3 protein-coding genes are annotated in these 3,516 nt (G+C 60.4%); all 3 read right to left on the bottom strand.

Annotated features, from left to right (window positions below):
* Positions 1-1,306: vWA domain-containing protein (locus VNM72_09080; protein ID HXF05556.1), on the bottom strand; the 1,306-nt coding region annotated here is incomplete at its 3' end.
* A 15-nt stretch (positions 1,307-1,321) separates the two neighbouring features.
* Entirely contained in the window at positions 1,322-2,773 is a 1,452-nt protein-coding gene (locus VNM72_09075) for a hypothetical protein (GenBank protein ID HXF05555.1), read from the bottom strand.
* A gap of 141 nt (positions 2,774-2,914) precedes the next feature.
* On the bottom strand, positions 2,915-3,516 hold a 602-nt coding region (gene guaA / locus VNM72_09070; protein ID HXF05554.1), incomplete at its 5' end, for a glutamine-hydrolyzing GMP synthase.

The following is a 3,516-nucleotide window of genomic DNA, read 5'->3' as shown; positions in this document are numbered from 1 at the left end:
ACGACCGATCCCCGCCGAGCATCAGTAATCCTCCTCCTCGCTCGCTGACAAACGCCTCGATCTCCTTCAACTGATCGAAGCTGAAAAACCCCGCCTCGATGCTGCCCAGAATCAGGCCCTCATAGCGGAACAATTCCTCGCGCGATTTGGGGAAGCCCTCGATCAGCTCATCCGGTTTCTCGATCCCCTGACGATAAAACTTTCCCCGCGCCGTTCGCACGACGGAAACGAGATTCACCTGTTGATCTTCGGCCAGGGCATGACGGAGTTTTCCATACTCCCATCGGGGCTCGCCCTCGATGTAGAGGACCCGCGCGACCTCTTGGCGGACCTCGATCACGGCGTCCTGATGGTTATTTTCCGCGATCAGTTCGTTGGGCTGGACATTCACGGCGAAGCGGTAACGGACCATCCCGGTCAGCGTTGGCGTGAAATCGAGACGCACGGGTTGAGGTTCGGAGGAAGCTCTGACCTCAAATTCCTGCGATGCGATCACCTTCCCCTCTTCGCTGACGTTCACAGCGATGCGCCGATTCAGACGACGCCCGACGCGCACCAGAAGATCCGCCGTGACCGACGACCCCTTGAGAATTCGACGAGGAACGTTGACTCTGACCAGTTCGGCATCAGTCTCGAACTCCTCGCTCCCCACGCCCACGACGTAGACCGGCAGCTTACGCGCCCGCAGGCTCTGAAGCGCGCGCGCCAGGTCCATTGTCGAATGGTCTGACCCATCGCTCAAAATGACGAGCGCCGAAAGCGGCAGTCCTTTGAGGTCATTGGCTACTGACTCTACCGCCGAGAGAAGGTTCGTTCGCGATCCCCCGGCGGTCAAACGGTGAGCCTCCGTCACCACTTCCGGCTGACGCGAAAAGCGATACAGGCGAAGCTTGAACTTCTCGCCGAGATGCGCGACGAACGGGGCATCGGGCGCGAGCAATTGTGCTACCGACTCGGCCCGACTCCGCCCGTCTACATCCCTGATGGCCATGCTCCTCGAATCGTCCACAAGAACTGCCACGTAACTCGTCTGAGGAACAATCGAGGGGACGACGATCACCGGCTGAAGAAGGCAAAAAAGAAGCACCAGCAGAGCGCCCAGCCGAAGGGCGAGAAGGCCGCTTCTCCACTTCCAATTGAGCGATCCTCGTGAGCGCAGGTAGGTGAATGATCCGGCTCCCAGGACGCCGATGAGGAGCACAACGAGCACCACGGGCGAGAGACCTGCGGCAAAGCTCAGATCTCCTTTCTCGAAGACGACCGGCTTGTATTTAAAGAAAAACTCGAACAGCGTATCCATGACCACCGCTCAGCCTCTCGTCTACAGTTGGGGAAGAATTGTCAGGCGCGTGCCCCGTCGGCGAACGGGAAGGACGATCACATCCGTTGTGCTCGTGAGGGTCATCGCTCCCAGAAACTCCGAAATCGTGCCGACGGAAGGGAACAGGTCTCCGAGGAAACGAATCCCTTCGCCTGATGGACTCACCGCCAGCGTTCCCGGAGCAACGGCGAGCGTTACCGGATTGGCGGCAGCCTGTCCGTTTGGGGTTAGCAGTTGAATGGTGACATCAGCCCGTTGATCGCTCGGGTTGTAGAGAATGATCCCGGTCTCGGCATCTTCCCCCAGGCTATCGGCGACAACGGAAGCCGTCCGCTGAAGACCGAGTGTTCCATAGCTTGTCTCGAAGACTGGGGCTCCCGAGGGATCGAGGGATCGAAGCGTCACCACGACACGAAGCGGCAAATCGCTCGTCAGGCGGGCGAACCCCTGCGCCGGTGTAGTAGCATCCTCGCTTTCAAAGGCGCGCATCCCTCCAGGCGGAAGGGAGAAAAGAAACTGCGAATCGGTCACGCCTTGAAATGTGACGAGCAACGGACGCTGACCATCGGGCTGGAGAAATTCCATCCGGCCCCGCACAGGGGTGGATGACGGGTTGGTCAGAAGAATGGTGGTTCGACGAATCCCCTCAGGTCCGCGACCGATAGAGATAAGTGGCAGAACGGCCTGTCCGAGCGAGACGCTGAGGGTGATTCGATAGGTTCCCGTTTGTGTCTGAACATCACTCGCGACGAGGGTGAAGGGGCCCGCACTGGGTAGGAGGCGGTCAATTCGAGCTTCTGACTGACCCGGGGCGGCTGCCGTCCGGGTCAGGAGTCGTCCCGTTTCGTCGTACAGTTCGAGGGATGGAGTCAACGACGCGCCCGCGTCACGCACCATCGAGATCCTCACCTGATCGCCCGCTCGACCGCGAAAGGTATAGGTGGCCGCCTCCCCGCAAAAGCTCACGCCGCCCGGCAAAGCATCGTTCGTCAGCAGCGTCTCGGCCAGACCGGGAGAGTTCACCCGCTGGAGGAAGAAGCTGTAGCGACCTGTGCGATCCAGCCCATCGTCGCCGACCGTCAGCGTATAGGAACCCGAAAGCGCCAGCCGGTGTCCGGTGATGCGCGCGACCATTCGATCACACACCTGGGTGAGCGTCCGACCTACGGGATCGCGCAGTTCCATACAGGGATCGAAGACTCCTCCCGTCGAACAGTCCACGACTCGCGCAGTGATCACGTCGCCTTCGGCGGCGGTGAACATGTAGGTATCCGTTTCTCCGGCGGCGGTAATATCGGCAATGACATTTTCGCCAAAGGGGAAGGTCTGGACCTGCGACGTCCCGGTGGAGAGGGAGACGCCCCGCCGCTCACCTCCCATGGTGACGAGCAGAGCGAACGCAACGATTCCCGCTCGAAAGGATAACTGTCGGATTGTCTGAAACCTCATCATGACCATTTCCCCGCGTGCCGATGAGCTTCCATCTCGCCCCGATCCTCGGGCAGGGACCTGCTTAACGGACGAAAGAGATCGTGCGACTTCGCCACCTCGAGATAGGCGTTGACGGGAACACCTCCACTTTTCCGAAGACCATCACTCCCATTCAATCGTGCTCGGCGGCTTCGAGCTGATGTCGTAGACGACACGATTGACTCCTCGCACCTCGGCCACGATGCGATTGGAAATGCGCGCCAGCACATCGTACGGCAGTCGGGCCCAGTCGGCGGTCATTCCGTCCACACTGTGGACAGCTCGCACCGCAATGGTGTACTCATAGGTGCGATCATCGCCCATGACGCCGACACTTTTGACCGGCAGCAGCACGGCGAAGGCTTGCCAGAGGTCCCGTCCGAGTCCCGCACGAGCGATTTCCTCGGTGACAATGACATCGGCGGCCCGAAGAATCTCCAGCCGGTCCGACGTGACCTCGCCGACGATCCGCACGGCCAGCCCGGGTCCGGGGAAAGGATGGCGCTCGATGATCTCTTGAGGAATCCCCAGCCGGCGACCGACCTCGCGGACTTCATCTTTGAACAGCTCTCGGAGCGGCTCGATGAGTCTGAGCCGCATCGCATCGGGAAGCCCGCCAACGTTATGATGACTCTTGATGACCGCCGAAGGGCCGCGCACCGATTGCGATTCGATGACGTCGGGATAGGTGGTACCCTGAACGAGATAGTCAACGGCTCCCAGTC

This window comes from Blastocatellia bacterium (assembly GCA_035573895.1).
In the GTDB taxonomy this organism is placed as follows: domain Bacteria; phylum Acidobacteriota; class Blastocatellia; order HR10; family HR10; genus DATLZR01.
The sequence above is the reverse complement of the archived record's forward strand: the minus strand, read 5'-3'. Positions and strand labels throughout refer to the sequence as shown.

Excerpts from the sequence above, each read along its gene's own strand:
- VNM72_09075 (HXF05555.1), bottom strand. The coding sequence starts at position 2,773 with ATGATGAGGTTTCAGACAATCCGACAGTTATCCTTTCGAGCGGGAATC.